We start from the raw sequence: 15,679 nt of genomic DNA on the forward strand, positions 1-15,679 counted from the left end.
GCACCCCGCATTACAAGGAGTTGACGCTCTGAGAAATGTAAACGTGTCGCACCATCCTTGTTGGTGCAGCATGCCGGGCTTACTGCCTTTCGAGCGCTTGATGTAACCAAATCACCGGCTCGGCGTTTCGTTCAGCGCCGTTGCAATGCCCACCCACCAACGCAACTTACAAGCACGAGCGAAGCCATAACCTCTGTCACGAGCATAGACTGGCAACTTCATGAGTCGCAATTTTCTGGTGATCGAACCTCAGGAAGGCATTGCCGTGCTCAAGGGGCTTGCCTCCTCGGCGCGGATCTCGATGCTGAAACTGCTGCATGAGAAGGGGCCGATGAATGTCAACGAAATCGCCGCCGTGCTGTCGCTTCCGCAGTCGACCGTCTCGACCAACATCCAGGTGCTGGAGGATGCGGGGCTGATCCGCACCGAGAACCTGAAAGCGAAGAAAGGCAATCAGAAAATCTGTTATCCGACCGCCGAAGAAGTGCTCGTCGTGTTCAAGAGCGAATATCATGCGGTCAAGAACGACGCGATCGAAGTGTCGATGCCGATCGGGCTTTACACCGGCTTCGAGGTTACCGCGCCCTGCGGCCTTTGTTCGCCGGACGGCATCATCGGTCTGCTCGATGTGCCGAACACTTTCCTCGATCCGGACCGCATGAAAGCCGGTCTGCTATGGTTCACGCGCGGTTTTGTCGAATACCAGTTCCCCAACAATGCCAAGCTCGCCAATGCCGAGATCACCGGACTCGAAGTTGCGATAGAGCTGTCTTCGGAAGTGCCGGGCACCAGCGCCGATTGGCCCTCGGACATCACGCTGACGATCAATGGCGTCGATGTCGGCACCTGGACGTCGCCGGGGGATTTCGGCGACAAGCGCGGCGTCTTCACGCCCTCCTGGTGGAAGCTCAAGGGCTCGCAATACGGTAAGCTGAAGAACTGGCGAATTGCCAATGACGGCACCTATGTCGACGGCCTCAGGATTTCCGAAACCGGCCTCGCCGCACTCGATCTGAAGAGCCATCATTCAATCCGCGTCCGTATCGGCGTCAAGGACGACGCCAAGCGCCCCGGCGGGATCAATATTTTCGGCAAGGGCTTTGGAAATTACGATCAGGACCTCCTGCTCAGGATCAAAACCGCCTGAGTCGACTGGCGGCGTTGCTGCGCGCAATTACAGTCCATTGCCGAATTTCAGCTGGCAACGTCGTTTATGAGGCGACCAGCTTGCCTGACGTGTATAGATACCCCGTTGCAAGGCTCGCCCACTGGCTGCCTTTCGCCTGCTACCCTCAAATCGCCGCTACAAAGCGATCCGTCCCACCAACCGCCAGAGCGCTTCATCCTCCGTTCCGGCAAATGCCGGAACTTATACATTTAGGCAACTCTCGAAAGTATGTGTCGATCCAGGTCGCACTTTGCCAACCCGAACCGCCAGCGATGGTTCGTAGCCTCACGCCTGCTCTGGTAGAACAAGGTCAGTTGCCGGCCGTCGATCATCACCGTCGAATGGCCATTCTCGCCGGGCTCACCAGGATCAAGGACGGGGCCGACAGAGACATAAGGACCCTCTACCCTATCGGCGATAGCAAAGAAAACGCGTTGACGGCTTCCACGGGGGCCGTCGGGGAGGAAACAGGTGGCGTTGAGAAGCACACGACCGTCCGGCAGCTCGACGAGCTGCGCGCCTTCGATCCCCCATTCGTAATCGGGGTGCTCGCGCGCATTGTGATGCGGCACGTCGAGATGATCGAGTATCTTGCCAAGACGTTTCCATGGCCCGAACCAGGAATCGGATTGGCTGCGCGCCAGATAGACATCAGGCTGGGGCACCCTGGTGATTTTGGGCATGCCTGAATAGACGATGTAGCGCTTGCCGCCGACGATTGCCGGATGGGGATCGTAGATGCCGTCCTCATCGGTGTCGGGCAGCGACAATATCGCCGGATTGAGCACCACCCAATGAAAGCCGTCATTGGAGACCGCGTGCTCGCAACGTCCGCCGGACTTCATGAATTCGGTCTGGATGAATCGTACGCGGCAATCGCCCATTGTCAGTTCCGGTCGCCTAGTCGGAACCGGTCGGCCACCGCCACGTCGACGGCGCGGCGGCTGCTGCGCATGTGTGCCTGGATACAACCAAGCTCCAATCCGTCTGTCCGGGGCCGCGGTGGCCTCGATTCGATCCGAAGTTATGCCGCCTGTTGCATCGCCCGTTCGTTGACCCCTGTTTCGCCCAGTCGGGTGAGCGCCTCATCGGTTGCTTTTTCTTCCTTGAGCGTCTGTTCGAGTAGCGGGACGGCGTCTTTCAGATCAAGTAACCCGGCCCATGTGACAAGAGTCCCGTAGCGCGCTATTTCATAGTGTTCCACGGACTGGGCTGCAGCCACGAGACCCGCGTCCAATGCCGGAGCCTTCTCGAATTCCTCCAAAATCGCCTGTCCTTCTTCGATGATGCCGTCGATCGCCGGGCACGTTTTCCCTTGGGCTCTCTTGCCAAAGGCGTCGAAAACTTGCTGCAGGCGCTCAATCTGACCCTCTGTCTCGTCACGATGTTTTTCGAACGCCGCCTTCAGCTCTTCTGACTCCGCCCCCTTTGCCATATTCCGGAGCGCGGTCAGAATCTTGCGTTCAGCGTAGTAAATGTCTTTCAACCCATCATGGAAAAGGTCTTCCAAACCTTTGGAGCCACCTTGAGAGCCTTTCTTCGTCGCCATTGTCATCTCCTGTTTCATTGTATCGACGCATGCATGGTCTAACTGGCCCAGTCTCTTGTTGTTCCTTCGCCACGGCTCTGCGGCAGCCAACAGGTTGAGCGACGGTCGGTTGACCGCTGACTTCAACCCGCCGCGTCACAGCGACCGCCTGAGCATCTCGGCTGCGCTCCATTGCGGAACTTCCGGTATGAGGATCGTCTGCCTGCAGGGTTGCTGTCTGGTGTCGAAGCTGACAAGCTTAGGAACTTTGGTCGAGATCTCTAAAAGGCAAGCTGTTCAATCTCCTGATGCGGGCCAGAAGAATTGCCAAGTCATACGGCTTGGCGATTCGAGGGCCATCCTGGCAGAGGTCACCGGCTGCTTTGGCGGTTCGTTCCACGGCCGATGACAGCACCACCTTGATGTCTTCTCTATTCTGCCGAACCCACGCGGCAAGCTGAAACCCATTCGTCCCGCCTGGCAGATCAACGTCCGATAAAATGGTATCTACGTAGAAGCCGGAATGCCCCACCGCCTCTTGAGCAGCAAGGGCATCTTTTGCCTCGATAACTCGGTAGCCACAATGTCGAAGGTAGTCCGCCGTGGCCGAACGAGTGGTCACGTCAGCACTAACAACCAAAATCGTGTCGGGCTTTGACGCATGACGATTTTCCATTCAGCTGGAACGGTCAACCATCTTTCCTGTTCCCGACCACTTCCTACAAATTGCGTGCCCCGTACAGACTTCGTCCGGGTGCGTGGGAGGTGCCATCCTGCCTCTTTGGAGAGATGAAGAACGGGCTGAGAGACAATCCCAAAAAATACCCGCATCGAAGGGACGGCGTCAGGAAGAGAGTGGCCGGTCGCGCAAGTTCGGGTAAGTGGAGTGAAAGTCGGTAGATGCGCAGATCTGCGCGACAGCTGAGCCAACGATCATTCAGCGCGCGACGCTGTGACATATGACACGCAAGCAACCAGCATGCCCTGGCATTCGGTGGGCTGCCAGGCGCGTTTGTCTTAGTCCCTTAACGAATGTGAATGCATACGCCACAAACCTCAGCATAGTGGCCTGGAAGAGCAGATGTGGAGGCCCGAGGTGCGACAGCTTGAAGATCTAGTGGAACACTATGTCGGCATACGCAGCCGGCGTGATAGAGTCATGTCGACAGGGCTCGCCTTGAGAGCGCTAAGGCAGGTCGTTGGGATGGCTTCAATCTCGGACCGGGAGCTTGCGAACATGGTCGCCGACCGTGCGGTCAGGCATGGTCTCGCCGTGGACTTTGATCATATCCTGCAAGACTGATTCTGGCCTTCTTGGACCGCTACTAGGGCCATTGCGGGTCGTGCTTTGACCCGCAATCGGTCTCGCCACTAGTTATCCTGGTGCGTGCGCGGAACGAATGGAACCGATCAGGCTTCGTAGAACCTCCAGCTGTCCAGTGCCTGTTTTAGTTGGCGGCCTGAAGATCAAGCGGCCTCGCCGAAATTCGAACCCATTCACCCCTTTAAGGTTCTCCCAGACCGACGCGGAGGGTTTTGTGCGAAAGGTGATCGCAATCGCTTCGGGTCCTACGTCGACTTGGCTCAAGCCCAACTGCGCTGCATCCATTCGCAGTCGGGTTACCTCCAGCAGCGTCGCCACTTCGCTCGGAATGCCTCCGAAGCGATCCTCCAATTCGTCGGCAAATGCATTCAGATCCGAATGTGTGCTCATACGGAACAACCGCGAATACAGGCTGAGGCGTATCGCTGGCTCCGGCACATAGCTTCCTGGGAATGACCCTCCGGCTTGCAAATTGATGTCCGGAAGTTGTGTGTCAGACGAGGGGCCGCCACGAGCAACCGACGAGGCACGCTCGAGCAATTTTTGGTAGAGTCCTACGCCGATCCGCTTTATGTGGCCGGCCCTGTTCCTCGCCGAAAAGATCGCCTGCGCCGCGCAGGTCGAGGTCCCTTTGGCTGATGGTCAGGCCAGAGCCAAGCCGGTCGAGCGCCACAAGAGCCGAAAGTCGGCTCCTCGTGGCTTCAGCTAATTCCTTACCGGGCTCGGTCAACAGAAACGCAAAGCCCTGCAGTCTGCCTCTGCCTACGCGCCCTCGAAGCTGGTGGAGCTGTCAAGTCCGAAACGGTCCGCCCGCCAAACCAGAATGGTGTTCGCCTGCGGTATATCAAGTCCGCTTTCGATGATGTCGGTGGCCAGCAAAATGTCACCTTCGCCAGCGGCGAAGCGAACCACGATCTCGTCCAACTCACGCGCTTTCATTTCGCCATGCGCGATCTTCACCAAGAGCTGCGGAACCAGCCTGCCCAGTTGTCTGAAGACAGTCCCGATGTCGTCTATCCGGGGAACTACAAAGAAGCTTTGTCCCCCGCGACGGTATTCACGTAACAGAGCAGCCTTGGCCGAACCGGCATCGAAAGGAGCCAAGATGGTGCGAACCGGACGCCGCTTGGCAGGCGGTGTATTCAGAACGCTGACTTCCTGCACGCCCGCCATCGCCAATTGAAGGGTGCGGGTATCGGGGTAGCGCTCATCGTCAAGGTGTGGAGGCATGGCGCCAGGCCTCGCAGTGATTGCTTCAGCTTGGCCCCGAACCGATGCTCTTCGTCAATTACGAGCAGCCCCAGATTGCTAAAGGCCACCCCCTTGGCCGCAACAGCGTGGGTCCCGACGACGATTGCAATGTTACCGCTTCTCAGACCGTCCTTAACTTTCCTTGTCTCTGTCGATCCGACCACCCTGGACAGGTGAGCAACCTCGATGTTGAATCCTGCGAATCGACGGCAGAACGTTTCGTAGTGCTGGCGCGCGAGCACCGTGGTGGGCGCAACGACAGCAACCTGCTTGCCGCAGAATGCTGCGGCAGCACACGCCCGAAGCGCCACCTCCGTCTTTCCAAAGCCGACGTCGCCGCAGACCAGCCGGTTCATCGTCTTGCCCGACGACAGGTCGTTCATTACGGCTCGGATCGCGGCGGTCTGGTCGAGGGTTTCGGCGTACGGAAATCGCGCCGCGAAGCGCGCAAGGTCGGCACGCGACGGCTTGATCATTTCGGCGGACTGGCGGGACCTGGCCTTCGCCATGGTAACCAGCCGCCTGGCCACCTTCTCGATCTCGCGGGCCACAGACTGGCGCCGCTTGTTCCAACCTTCACTGTCTAGTCGGTCCAAGGCCACTGCATCTGGCTCGGATCCGTAGCGCCATATTCGGCCGAACTCCTCCACTGGAACCAGCAAGGAAGCGCCACCATGATATTCAACCTTCACGACATCCTGTTGCAGGCCAGCCACTTCAATTTGCTCGATGGCGGCAAGGACGCCCAGGCCGTGGTCTTCATGGACAACTAGATCGCCGACCCGCAGGTCGGGTTCGACTATGCCGCTGCCGGACCCTGCGTTTGCAGTCCATGAGGGACCGAATATGTCCGCTGCCGCAACAACTGCAATTCGGGACAGCGGATCGACAAAGCCTCCGTAAGATCGAACTCCGCCTTGAGAAGAGAGCCCCTTTTGACCGAGAGGATTTGCGGCCAGTCGGCGACTGGCTCCATCTTGTGACCGAGCTGATGCTCGATCAGCCGGTCTGCTCGGCGCAGTTCCGAAGCATCGCCTGTCACCACCACACTAAACCCCGAACTTGCGCGTGCCTCGGCGAACGCGGCGAATTCGCGCCCAGCTCGCGGCAGGTGGTAGAATTTGGGAATTCGACCGACCGGCAGAGTAAGTCTCAAGCACTGGCGATCCCGCAGCGCGCTATCCCACTCTTCGCGCGACAAATAAAATCGTTTCGCGGCCAACCCCGCCGTCGCTGATACTTGGTGTCTGCCGCGCCACGCATCCTCAATGAGGTCCAACACGCGAGCAAGCCCGATTTCTTCCAGTCCAGCCAGGAAGCAGATGGAGGCTGTCGACGCGACATCGAAAAGCGCTGGCAAGTCGGAATGGAGCGAGACCAGGCGTTCCTCCATGGGGACTGTGCGCATCGCTGCGCGGTCGAACTCGTTGCCGGCTTCCACGATGAGCTCCGATGCCGGGCCAACCACGACATTGTGCAGAGATCGCTCGCTTCGTTGAGTGATTGGGTCATATGTCTTGAGTTCAGAGATGGCGCCGCCAGGACCCAGCACAACACGTACTGGGTCGTCACGGTCGGCAGGGAAAATATCGACAAGATCGCCGCGGACGGCTATCTCGCCAGGTTCATCGACTTGATCGTCGACAACATAGCCTGTTCTCTCAGCCAACACCCGAAGTGCCCCCAGGTCCATCTTCTGTCCGATCTGCAGGGTGGCGAAACCCTGGTCGATTAGCGAGGGGGGAGGTACCCGCTGCAGGGCAGATTCGACCGAAGTAACTGTGATGCGGGGACCTTTTGGAAGGGCCGCAATAGCTTGCAGGACGCTAACCCGCCGCCCCATGGTGGCGCGAGTGGGCCACACCCTGTCGAAGGGCAGGCAATCCCAGGGCGGCATATACAGTATCTCAGCTCCTGGGAGAAAGTGGCGCAATGCCTGCGTGATGTCAGCTGCATCGCGTTCGCAACTCGCGACATGGAAAATGTCCCGGTTTCGATCGGTCTCCAAAACACTGATCAACGCCGCAGCGACTGCGGCAGCTGGCGGTGTGTCGCCCTCTCCTCCGGTTGCGAGTTCGCGCTGTTTCGCAGAAGCGCGCTCAAATTGCTCGAGCTGTTCAGCTTCTCCAGCATTTGAGGTCTTTCTATCCACATCTCACCTTCCCATCCCAGGACAGAACGGCCGCAACGCGCCCGCGTTCTGGTGGGAGGACCCTGGGGCAACACTAGTTCCAATGAGTATCCGTCACCGCAACCCCTCATGGCCGGCCCTCTATAGTCAGGCGTTGCCGGCCATTGTTGAAGCCGATCGCGCATCGCGCAGGTAATCGCGTCTTTCTGTCAGCTCCTGTGCTGATTTTTCGCCTAGAAACTCTAGCACGCCTGCCCGTGCGCGACTGAGCCGGCTTTTGACCGTTCCAACGGCGCAACCGCATATCACGGCAGTCTCTTCGTAGCTGACACCAAGCACCCCCACTAGCATCAGCACTTCGCTCTGAGATTTTGGCAAGCTTTGAATGGCCCGGTGGACCTCCTTGCTTTGCAGCGACCACTCCTGTGCAGGCTGCGAAACGGGTGCAAGCGAGGCGCAGTCAACGATACCTGGTGCTTCCCTCGTGGCAGCCCTGAAGCGCGTATAGTAGGTGTTCCGCATGATCGTGAAGAGCCATGACTTCATTCGCGTTCCGGGCTCGAACTTGTCGATGTTGGCCAGCCCTTTCGTCAACGTTTCCTGCACCAGATCGTCGGCATCTTCCCGGGCCTGGCAAAAAGCGCGGGCGAAAGCGCGCAATGCGGGAATGAACTCGACGATGGAAAGTTCACCAGCGCCCTGCTGAGCCAAGGTATCGCCCCTGTGTGACAAAATCGGCCTCCCTCAGAGCCTTGGTTGGGCTCTGTTGAACAACTCGAGAAACAGGCTTCGCGGAGAGATTGCGACTGGGCCTGATCCAGCGGGCACCTACAGGCACCTCCCGCCACCTTGCCCTGGGGCATGGGCTCAAGCATTCACATTCGTTAACCCCGAGGTTCTCGGTTTTGCAGGCTGGCCACATTGTAGCAGTCAGACCATTGCCGCCGATATGATGGCGCCTGTAGTTGGACCGACAACGACGCCCCGAGCGAACCAGTCGCCCGTCTCTGTTGAGCAAAATGCACCATTCCCAGACTCATCTCGAAGCGCTGAGTTCAAGCTTCTCGATTTTGAGAATCAAGCTGATCCTCACGATCTTTCGCCCGCTCTCGTCACGAATATCCACCAACAGCTGTTGCTGCTCCGAACCTCCCAGTGCTTCCCGCGCCAAGTCTATCAGACCGTCGACAGCTGCTTGGCGGGCTGCCGCGATCCCTTCGCATTCCACGCCCATGTCGTCTTCAACAAGATGCTCAGCATCGCCGCTGTCAAAAAAATATCGTCGCATGCGATCGGCATCCTCATCAAAAGCTAAGCAAGGTCCCTTTGGTGCAGGTACGTCGGATCGAAGTCTCCTGCTCGGACCAGGCGGGGCCAGTCGAGAGCACGCAGCCTTGTGCCTGAGGTGGCAATCAGGCCGTCGCCGCGCAGTTCCTGAAGGGTGCGGTTCACGTGAACAGTCGACAAGCCGAGAGCATCGCCAAGAGCGGCCTGCGTGAGGGGGAGGTCCGCTACGTAGTCCTCGATGGGTCCGACAGACCGCAAACGCACGATAAGCTCGCATAGGATGTGGGCTGTGCGGGCGTAGGCCTCGCGTCGCCCCACATTGGTGACCCATTCCCGGTAGATGGAGGCGTCGATGAGGGTCGATCGCCAGAACGCCGTCGCGATACGCGGATGCTGTTCGCAAATTGGGCGAAGAACGCTATGCCGGATGAAGCCTAGTCTGCTTGGCGTCAGGCTCGAGAAGCTGCAATCCATCACAGAAAGATGCAGGCCATGCAGATCGGGAATATCTCCTGCGACAAAGAAGCTGGTGATCTGCCGTCTTCCCTGACCAGTATACTTGGACGAACACACCAGGCCGTCCAGAACCACAAACGAATTTGTGGGGCTATCGCCTTCCGATACGATATCCTGATTGGCTGCGACATCCTTTTCCTGAGTCGACATGCCCCGCAGGACCGCGGCGTCATCGTCGCTGATATCAGCGATTCTTCGAATTTTGCGGATGAGCACGTCTGACGACAAAACTGAAGACAAGATTTGTGGACCTACTTTGGTTGTTATCGCAAGTTTGCACTTATACGTTCAAGTGCTCTCCGGCGACTGCGAGTGCTCGAGACAACAATTGCCGATGGACATCCTCTATTCCGATCCAACCCCCGAAGCTGGGAGCGGCACGTCTGCTGGAAGCCGATCGGTTTGCAAAGAGACCGGGCCATCCAAATCACCTGCTGCCGATTTTTGAGAATCCAAAATACATGGCCTACGAACGCCTCCGGTCTGCCATCGTTGCTGTACGAATTTAACTATCGGCCTCCTTCCGAGCAAAGGGGAACCTTTGCAGTGGGGGCCCAGCACCAATCAGCCTCACCGACATGAACGGCGTCGTGAGCAGCTTGTAGAGGAGGCTCTTCCAGCGCCTTTCGGCCTTCTGGAACCATCAAAACTGACAATCGTTACGCTGTTCAGCAACGTACATGAGGGGCAACGTGAACGAAGATGACGCCTCACCATTAGCGACCGGGGTAGAAGGCCTCAACTATGTTTTGCGCGGGGGTTATGCCAAATTTCGGTCACACCTCGTTGAGGGAAGGCCTGGCTCAGGCAAGACCACGCTCGGACTTCAGTTCCTTATCAAGGGGGCCTCGCAAGGCGAGAAATGCCTCTACATTACGCTATCCGAAAGCAAGCGCGAGCTTATATCCGTGGCAAGCAGGCACGGCTGGACTCTGGACGGGATTGAAATTCTGGAACTCGTTCCTCCAGAACTCAGCCTTGATCCCTCCCAGTTGCAGACGCTCGTGCATTCTTCTGACCTGGAACTCGGGGAGACCGTGCAGGCGGCCTTGGCTGAGATCGACCGTATTAAGCCACAGCGCGTCGTGTTCGATTCTCTGTCCGAAATCCGGCTGCTCTCGCAGGGCTCGCTACGCTACCGCAGGCAGGTCCTGGCGCTGAAAAGCTTCTTTCTGCTCAACCATGCGACGGTGTTGTTACTCGACGACCTCACGGCCGAGCAGGATGACCTCAACCTGCATTCGATCAGCCATGGGGTCATCCGCATGGAGCAACTGACCCCGATCTATGGTGGCGAGCGGCGGCGCCTGCGGGTGATAAAGATGCGTGGGGTGCAAATACGTGGCGGTTACCACGACTTTGTCATCCGGCCGGGCGGGGTCACGGTCTTTCCGCGACTGGTCGCCGCCGAGCACCCTGAAGCCGAACACGGCTCGCCGGCCTTAAGCGGAAATGCCGTGGACACTCTGCTCGGCGGTGGCCTCGATCGGGGCACAAGCACGCTGTTGATCGGCCCTTCGGGTGTGGGGAAGTCCACCATAGCCTGCTCCTACTGTCATGCAGCGCTTCAGCGCGGTGAGCGCGTCCTGGTTCTGCTGTTCGATGAAACTGATCGCATTTTCCTGGGACGTGCAGCCGGCGTCGGTATGGATCTCAAGGCCTTCCTGCAAGACGGAATGCTCCTGCTCGAACAGATCGACCCGGCTGATCTTTCACCCGGCGAATTGTCATCAAAGATCCAGATCGCAATCGAGCGGTTTGATGCCCGGATCGTAGTGATCGACAGCCTCACAGGGTATCTGAATTCGATGTCGGAAGAGCAGCACCTTGTGCTGCAGATGCATGAAATTCTCACCTACCTCAACCAGAAGGGCGTCGTCACGATCCTGCTGCTTGCCAATCACGGGCTGATCGGCCAGACGGCGGCGCCAATCGACATGACCTATCTGTCTGATGCAGTGATGTTGCTGAGGTTTTTCGAAAGTGGCGGTCGCATCCGACGAGCGATTTCGGTGGTGAAGAGGCGAGTTGGCCCTCATGAGGACACTATTCGTGAATTCATGGTCAGCAGCCAGGGCATAGCTGTCGGCGAGCCGCTCGACCAATTCAGGGGAATACTTACAGGCGTGCCCTTTTTTGAGGGCAAACAAAGCGATCTGCTCGCTGACAAGAAGCCATGACGCCGAAAGAACCTGTCGTACTCGTGCTCGCCCCGGTTGGTCGAGACGCTCAGCTAGCCGCCTCGATTCTGGCAAAACACGGGATCGGCACACGCATCTGTGCAAATCTGGATGAGGTTTTGCGGCTTCTCGACAGCGCACACTGCCTCGTCGTCGCCGAAGAAGCGCTCATCAATTCCGACCGGAGCCAATTCGCCGCCTGGCTGCGTAACCAACCTGCGTGGTCCGATTTTCCAGTGGTTCTTCTGGCAATGCGGGGAACGGAATTCGACCAGCCTCTTGCGTTTCTGGATCGGTATCTCATCGTTCTCGAAAGGCCTTTCCTGGCCTCAAGCCTGGCCAATTCGGTGCGGTCGGTTGGTACGGCGCTGGGCCGCGACAGTCAGGAATGTTTGTAGGAGCTGTCGTTGAAGACGATTGCCGCGCTGCGCGCCAATGCCGAAGCCGACTTCTCGCATCTCGAAGCTCTGGTCGGTGCCAAGTCGCCGTCAGAACTTTTTGAGCTGCAGACCACTTTCCTGAGCAAGCGCGTCGAAATGGGTGCGAGCAGGCCAAGGAATTCCAGGCGCTCACAACCAAGGCGGTGACCGACGTTTCCAAGCCCGTCAAGGACGCCTTCGAGAAGGCCTTAAAAGATCTCAAGGTCGCTTGACAGCTCGGGCGACCGCTATACCCGCAACGCGGCGCCTCGTCTCGCCTTCTTCCGGGCATAGCGGCCAGCACCTCCGACTGGACTTTGGTGCAGCGATCAAAAGATCGACGCATCCCGGTCTTTGATATCAACCCTTATGCCTTCATGGCTCGGCAGCGGACAGATTCCGGGCGTCCATATACCAGCATGCGGTTGAGAACCATGCAGCCGATGGCGACCTCGGTCTGCTGAGCCGGGAAGGAACGCGCCCGCAAGCGGCGTCCAATCAGTGCCTTGTAGCGCCCCGATGGCGGTTTCGATCAGGGCACGCTTGCCATAGCCGGTGGCCGCCTGTCATGGCAGCCGCCCGTCTTTCGCGATCGCCGCGACGTGGCTGTCCCTTTGACCAGGCGGTCCGGTGTCACCGCTTTCCACCGCTGTTGCACGAGGCGGGATGACAACCCTTGCGAGGCCACTGTGCTGCAGGACTTTTCCGTCGGTCGGCTTGCCGTCATAGGCGCCGATCGTCGGTGTCCAGCCCATGGGCAATGATGGGCTCAATATTTGATCTCATGGGAGTGGAGATACCCGTCCAGGGTATGCTCCGCAGTTCAGTTCGAGCTCGAATTTCGAAGGCGCTCCCGAGCACAGCGAATGGCGCGAGCAATTTGCTACCCGTCGATATGCCCTTTGACGAGATGGTCCTGCGCACCGTCTCGAACCGCCTCTGGCAGGGGCAAGAATCAATCATAGGCCGGCGCGAACGACGAACTTACAGGCCTTCACAACCGTCGCGGCTTCGCAATGTTCGCTAAAGAAGTGGTGAAGCGCGCCGCCCGGACCGGAACGGGGTTGGTGGTGACCTTCATCGATCTGGACGGCATGAAGCCCTCAAATGGCTGCAGGCGTGGATCTGATGGGCAAGGCGAAACAATCCGCAACTCACGAGAATTAGGCACGGTTTCGTCTTGAACGCGTAGCTGGTTCCTTTGACGCCGTTGGCGCATCGTAAGAGCCAACTCGCCGCCGCTACTCGAGGGCAGATTTGCAGATTTCTAGTGCGACAAAAGGACAGGCAGACGCAGATCGCCCAGAACGCCTTTGGTTGCCCACCCACGACAAAATCTCTCATCCGGGAATGGCCGTACGCACCCATGACAAGCAGATCGGCGCTCATGCCGACAGCGCGCTCCTGAAGCGTAACGCCAATGGGGCGATCTTCAGCATCGATTGAGACTCCCTCAGCGGGAAGGCCACGCGTTCTCAGGCTTAGAGCGAGGCGTTCGCCAATATCGCGCAGCGGCTTTTCGCTTGTCACTGTCAGTACAGTTATCTTTGCCGCACATTGCAGAAACTCATACGCGTCGGCAACGGCCCGGGCCGCAACGCGACTCCCATCCCAAGCGATGATGACATGATCGATTGCACCGACATTTGCGCCTTCCGGCAGAATTATGGTCGGTCGGCCCGAACCAAACAGAACCGCGTCAACGGTCATACGCGCAGTCTGGTTATTTGGCTCCAACCCAATCAAAGAAAAATCGAAATAGCGTGACTGCGTTGCTGCAACATCGCTGATAGATGCCGGCTGAACAGCAATCTCCTCGGTTGTCAGGGGCGATCCGACGCGTGCCGCTTCAGCTTTCAATGCCTCTAGCAAATCGAGCCCATGCTTGCGGCTGGTCGCTTCTGTCTCCCGGATCATTTCGGGAAGGTTGATCAAGTATCTCGACACGGGGTTGGAAATACCCGGGATATCGACATTGACCGTTAATGCGTGAAGCGCCGCGCCAATGTGCTTGACCACCGCGATTGCGTTTGAGACGATTTTGGTGGAATTCGCTTCCGGATACGTCACCAGAGGAAGTAAGGCAATTTTACTCATCAGACCTCAGCTCCATGATTTCGGTCGCTGTCGAGCGACCATTGGCCCAATGCGTGTTACACCTCAAGCCTCGCCACTTCAGCCCGCCAAAAAGCTCAGACGACCGAGGTTCGCTATAGCCTAGCTCAATATTCCAAGGCGATCTTGCGCCGCATCGATTCCGTCCTGAACGATTGTGGCTATAATGGCAGGCGTCGATGACGAGAGAGGGTCAACCAAAATTAGCCTGTTTGTTGCCATGAGCGCAGTAGCGACCGCAAGCATTGTTTTGACAGTAGCGGCAGCCGAGGATGTGGTGGCAACTCCGCTGTTCACGATCCGCGCCCGGGATATCTGGTGCCGGTAAACGCGGACATCAATCAAGTTGATGTGATCCTCGTCCCAGAGATCGATCTGGACGTCAACCCGGCCGGCGTCAAAGGGCTGGGCGAACTCGGCAATGTCGGAACGGCGGCGGCTGTGGCGAGCGCCGTGTACCATGCCAGAAACAGAAGTTCAAAGACGCCCCTTGAGCGCGGAAAGAAGTTCGCCGCGAGCAGGAAGAGCGCCCGCAATGAAGAAGGGGAAGCAATGGTGGCCCTATGGCGGACTTACGATCCGCGTCTTTTCGGCGTCCGTGCGTCGCCGCCGGCCCGTCGGGCCCTCGATCACCTCCAGCCGACCGGCATAGCCGTCGCTTGAGACGTCCAATTGGACGCCCATTTTGCCGTCTCTATCCATGCAGTCACCTCCGTCCAAATCAGAGGATTCTTCGCATGGTCAGGCCAGGCTGAGCAGGTCCGGAATCGAGGGGGTCGTATGAGCGCTTACAGACTTGAAGCCGTTGAGGAGGTTTAGGCATGACAAAGGCTTCCCTGCACATGCTGAAGGGCGTGGGCTATTTGATCTCAACGGTGACTGTGATCCAGTTGTGTGCGTCAAGTTCTGCAAAATGGCGTGGCATTGCGGTGACGTCGGCGTGTCCGCCGCGCAGCTCCCGTGTTTAGCGGAGCGGCGGACACATGACGGTGCTCAGGCAGCCAAGGCCCTTTGGCGCCGTGCCTGCACGCTCCTGTATTCGCTTCCAAAGCCGTTCGCGCATTTCGCGGTTCAAGGTGATAAAAGCAGAGCCGACATAACGGCCAGTACCGCGTTCGACCATCAGTGCGAAGGCGGGCTTTCCGACCTCGCGCTCGACGCCAAGCAGCTCGAATTCGTCGATAGTGAAAGCCTTCGTCTTCAGCCAGGCTGTCGAGTTGCCGCTGCGATATTTGCTGCCCTTGCGCTTCGAAACCATACCCTCCAGACCGGCCCGATCGACGAGGTAAAAGATTGCCTTGGCGTCGTCTGGCAGGGCTTCGCTGAACTGGATGCGCTGTCCTTCAGCGATCAACTCGGAGAGGATCTCGCGTCTGCCCTCCAACGGCATGTCGCGCAGGTCGTGGCCGTTGAGGTGCAACAGATCGAAGGCGACGAAATAGAGCTCGTGCTGGCGCCGCGTGATGGCTTTGCGCAGCGCACCGAAGTCCGACAGGCCGGTCTCATCGAGTACGATGATCTCGCCATCAATAATGGCGCTTTCCAACTCCAGTTCGGCGGCGGCCTTTGCGAGGTCACGGTACTTCGAGGTCCAATCAAGGCCACGGCGGGTGAAGATACGCACGCCGCCGACATCCGTGACGATCTGCGATCGGTAGCCGTCGAACTTAACTTCGTGAATTCAGTCGTCGCCCTCTGGAGGTTTCTCCACAAGGGTCGGCAATAACGGTTCGATGAACTCCAGCCGAGCGTGAGGGTGA

Annotated in this window: 16 protein-coding genes and 3 pseudogenes; 5 read left to right on the top strand and 14 right to left on the bottom strand. The window is 58.3% G+C overall.

Going from position 1 to position 15,679, the window contains the following annotated elements:
• Window positions 1-220 precede the first annotated feature (220 nt).
• The gene (locus NKI47_RS27135; RefSeq protein WP_352594234.1) at window positions 221-1,147 is read left to right on the top strand and encodes an ArsR/SmtB family transcription factor; all 927 of its coding nucleotides are present in this window, start codon (window positions 221-223) and stop codon (window positions 1,145-1,147) included.
• A 230-nt stretch (window positions 1,148-1,377) separates the two neighbouring features.
• Here the strand turns inward: NKI47_RS27135 and NKI47_RS27140 are convergent, their stop codons facing one another.
• The 11 genes and pseudogenes from NKI47_RS27140 to NKI47_RS27190 all read right to left on the bottom strand — a co-directional run bounded on the left by NKI47_RS27140 (window position 1,378) and on the right by NKI47_RS27190 (window position 9,445).
• Window positions 1,378-2,052, bottom strand: a complete 675-nt coding sequence (locus NKI47_RS27140; protein ID WP_352594235.1) for a glycoside hydrolase family protein — start codon at window positions 2,050-2,052, stop codon at window positions 1,378-1,380.
• A 140-nt stretch (window positions 2,053-2,192) separates the two neighbouring features.
• A complete protein-coding gene (locus NKI47_RS27145) occupies window positions 2,193-2,717 on the bottom strand; it encodes a YciE/YciF ferroxidase family protein (RefSeq protein ID WP_352594236.1) in 525 nt (174 codons plus the stop codon).
• A 238-nt stretch (window positions 2,718-2,955) separates the two neighbouring features.
• Window positions 2,956-3,372, bottom strand: coding sequence for a response regulator transcription factor (locus NKI47_RS27150; RefSeq protein ID WP_352594237.1), 417 nt, complete (start codon window positions 3,370-3,372; stop codon window positions 2,956-2,958).
• 699 nt (window positions 3,373-4,071) lie between these two features.
• Window positions 4,072-4,458, bottom strand: coding sequence for a TRCF domain-containing protein (locus NKI47_RS27155; RefSeq protein ID WP_352594268.1), 387 nt, complete (start codon window positions 4,456-4,458; stop codon window positions 4,072-4,074).
• Window positions 4,459-4,782: 324 nt separating this feature from the next.
• A complete protein-coding gene (locus NKI47_RS27160) occupies window positions 4,783-5,184 on the bottom strand; it encodes a helicase-related protein (RefSeq protein WP_352594238.1) in 402 nt (133 codons plus the stop codon).
• Complete coding sequence (locus tag NKI47_RS27165; RefSeq protein WP_352594239.1) at window positions 5,163-5,822, bottom strand: DEAD/DEAH box helicase; 660 nt, start codon at window positions 5,820-5,822, stop codon at window positions 5,163-5,165. The genes NKI47_RS27160 and NKI47_RS27165 overlap by 22 nt, the downstream gene beginning before the upstream one ends.
• A 129-nt stretch (window positions 5,823-5,951) precedes the next feature.
• Window positions 5,952-6,152, bottom strand: a pseudogene (locus tag NKI47_RS27170) (CarD family transcriptional regulator); the annotation flags it as partial.
• Window positions 6,071-7,423 (bottom strand): transcription-repair coupling factor family protein, encoded by a 1,353-nt coding sequence (locus tag NKI47_RS27175; protein ID WP_352594240.1) that lies wholly within the window; start codon window positions 7,421-7,423, stop codon window positions 6,071-6,073. The pseudogene NKI47_RS27170 and the gene NKI47_RS27175, both read right to left, overlap by 82 nt.
• Before the next feature lie 126 nt (window positions 7,424-7,549).
• A complete protein-coding gene (locus tag NKI47_RS27180; RefSeq protein ID WP_352594241.1) occupies window positions 7,550-8,113 on the bottom strand; it encodes a sigma-70 family RNA polymerase sigma factor in 564 nt (187 codons plus the stop codon).
• Between the two features lie 325 nt (window positions 8,114-8,438).
• Window positions 8,439-8,690, bottom strand: a complete 252-nt coding sequence (locus NKI47_RS27185) for a DUF6894 family protein (protein ID WP_352594242.1) — start codon at window positions 8,688-8,690, stop codon at window positions 8,439-8,441.
• Between the two features lie 23 nt (window positions 8,691-8,713).
• Window positions 8,714-9,445, bottom strand: coding sequence for a Crp/Fnr family transcriptional regulator (locus NKI47_RS27190; protein ID WP_352594243.1), 732 nt, complete (start codon window positions 9,443-9,445; stop codon window positions 8,714-8,716).
• 440 nt (window positions 9,446-9,885) lie between these two features.
• Here NKI47_RS27190 and NKI47_RS27195 point away from each other — a divergent pair, with 440 nt between their 5' ends.
• From NKI47_RS27195 to phaP, 3 genes and pseudogenes are all read left to right on the top strand, one after another.
• Complete coding sequence (locus NKI47_RS27195) at window positions 9,886-11,385, top strand: ATPase domain-containing protein (protein ID WP_352594244.1); 1,500 nt, start codon at window positions 9,886-9,888, stop codon at window positions 11,383-11,385.
• On the top strand, window positions 11,382-11,783 hold the full coding sequence (locus tag NKI47_RS27200) for a hypothetical protein (protein WP_352594245.1): 402 nt from the start codon (window positions 11,382-11,384) through the stop codon (window positions 11,781-11,783). Before NKI47_RS27195 ends, NKI47_RS27200 begins: the two co-directional genes overlap by 4 nt.
• Window positions 11,784-12,037 (top strand): annotated as a pseudogene (gene phaP / locus NKI47_RS27205) (TIGR01841 family phasin); the annotation flags it as partial.
• Window positions 12,038-12,171: 134 nt separating this feature from the next.
• Here phaP and NKI47_RS27210 read toward each other — a convergent pair.
• Together NKI47_RS27210 and NKI47_RS27215 are read right to left on the bottom strand one after the other, a co-directional pair.
• Window positions 12,172-12,538, bottom strand: a pseudogene (locus NKI47_RS27210) (IS5/IS1182 family transposase); the annotation flags it as partial.
• A gap of 343 nt (window positions 12,539-12,881) precedes the next feature.
• Window positions 12,882-13,901, bottom strand: a complete 1,020-nt coding sequence (locus tag NKI47_RS27215) for a putative universal stress family protein (RefSeq protein ID WP_352594272.1) — start codon at window positions 13,899-13,901, stop codon at window positions 12,882-12,884.
• Between the two features lie 336 nt (window positions 13,902-14,237).
• Here NKI47_RS27215 and NKI47_RS27220 point away from each other — a divergent pair, with 336 nt between their 5' ends.
• Window positions 14,238-14,582 carry a hypothetical protein gene (locus NKI47_RS27220; RefSeq protein WP_352594246.1) on the top strand — a complete coding sequence of 115 codons (345 nt, stop codon included), beginning with the start codon at window positions 14,238-14,240 and terminating at the stop codon, window positions 14,580-14,582.
• A gap of 301 nt (window positions 14,583-14,883) precedes the next feature.
• On the opposite strand, the gene NKI47_RS27225 is transcribed toward NKI47_RS27220, so the two are convergent.
• Window positions 14,884-15,600 carry an ATP-dependent DNA ligase gene (locus NKI47_RS27225; protein ID WP_352594269.1) on the bottom strand — a complete coding sequence of 239 codons (717 nt, stop codon included), beginning with the start codon at window positions 15,598-15,600 and terminating at the stop codon, window positions 14,884-14,886.
• Between the last annotated feature and the right edge of the window lie 79 nt (window positions 15,601-15,679).

Origin of the sequence: Mesorhizobium sp. M0633, from assembly GCF_040320645.1 — a bacterium.
In the GTDB taxonomy this organism is placed as follows: Bacteria; Pseudomonadota; Alphaproteobacteria; order Rhizobiales; family Rhizobiaceae; genus Mesorhizobium.